Origin of the sequence: Prevotella sp. HMSC077E09, from assembly GCF_001814685.1 — a bacterium.
Taxonomy (GTDB): Bacteria; Bacteroidota; Bacteroidia; order Bacteroidales; family Bacteroidaceae; genus Prevotella; species Prevotella oris.
Map to the genome: position 1 here is coordinate 90,622 of NZ_KV817599.1, position 1,265 is coordinate 91,886.

Genomic DNA, 1,265 nt, shown 5'->3' on the forward strand with positions numbered 1-1,265 from the left:
CGTTACATGTAATATTGTAATATGTAATATTTTTGTTTCTGCATGACGAATCATGCACCATGAATTGTGCATTATGAATTACGAATTAATCTTTAACACCCATTAACACGCTCAAAATCCCTTTTTCCATGGTCTTCGGACGATTGTACTGTATCTTTGTAGGAAAGAAACAAAACCATGTAAACACACCCACATCAAAGTCCTTCTTCGCAGGTAAAAGTGGGGCCGCTCACCCGGGAGAGTAGAAGGAGGCATAATTACCATGTTAAACTACAAGATTTACAAGAACAAAAACAAGAAATCGGCAGGCTATGGCAGATTCTATGCCCGCTCGGTGGTCAACGAGACCAAGAACATCGAACAGTTGGCTGAGCACATGTCGTTTCACAACACTCCTTTCTCGAAAGGCGTCATCAAAGGCATCATCACCGACATGGTGGAGTGTATCAGGGAACTGGCATTGGCGGGCACGGCCGTGAAGCTCGACAATCTGGCCATTTTCTCCGTAGGCATCACCTCCAAGGGTGCAGAATCGGGTGCAGCCTTCTCGCCTGCCAAACACATCAAGGCCTATCGCCTGCGTGCACGTCCGACTGGGAAATTCAATGCCCACAGCCTCAAGACCGCTACCCATGTGCAGGAACAGACTGAATATCAGATTCAGAAAAAGAAAAAGAAAACTGAGACTGGAACACCTCAGGGATAGCGTATAACACCTCTCCCCCAACCCCTCTCCCAAGGAGAGGGGAGTTCGAGCAGAGGGATGTTGTTTGAGGAAGGCGAGTAGGTTCACGCAATTAGACCTCCCCCCCTATCCCAATACCTATCCCCTGCCCCCTCTCCCAAGGAGAGGGGAAAAGATTTGGGAAGACTAATTGAGAAGAATCTCTTCCCGGTCCTCTACCGTAGCTCCCCTCTCCCTGGAGAGGGGTTGGGGGTGAGGCTTCATTATTAATCTTAAAAAAATATCATCATGAAAAACAACACTTGGAAGGTCATCCTTCAGACTGTCATCACCATTCTTACGGCCATTGCCACAACCCTCGGGGTTAGCTCGTGCATGTGACACCTCTCCCCCGCCCCCTCTCCCAAGGAGAGGGGAAAAGATTAGGGAAGACTAATTGAGAAGAATCTCTCCCCAGTCCTCTACAGCGGCTCCTCTCTCCCTGGAGAGGGAAAAAGATTTGGGAAGACTAATTGAGAAGAATCTCTCCATATTCCTCTACCGCAGCTCCCCTCTCCTTGGAGAGGGGTTGGGGGTGAGG

At 48.8% G+C, this 1,265-nt stretch carries 2 protein-coding genes; both read left to right on the plus strand.

Annotation, left to right across the window (positions count from 1 at the left end):
* The first annotated feature begins 262 nt into the window (after positions 1 to 262).
* Positions 263 to 706 carry an HU family DNA-binding protein gene (locus tag HMPREF2983_RS13185; RefSeq protein ID WP_070669150.1) on the plus strand — a complete coding sequence of 148 codons (444 nt, stop codon included), beginning with the start codon at positions 263 to 265 and terminating at the stop codon, positions 704 to 706.
* A 267-nt stretch (positions 707 to 973) separates the two neighbouring features.
* A complete protein-coding gene (locus HMPREF2983_RS14100; protein WP_154649968.1) occupies positions 974 to 1,066 on the plus strand; it encodes a smalltalk protein in 93 nt (30 codons plus the stop codon).
* The last annotated feature ends 199 nt before the right edge of the window (positions 1,067 to 1,265 follow it).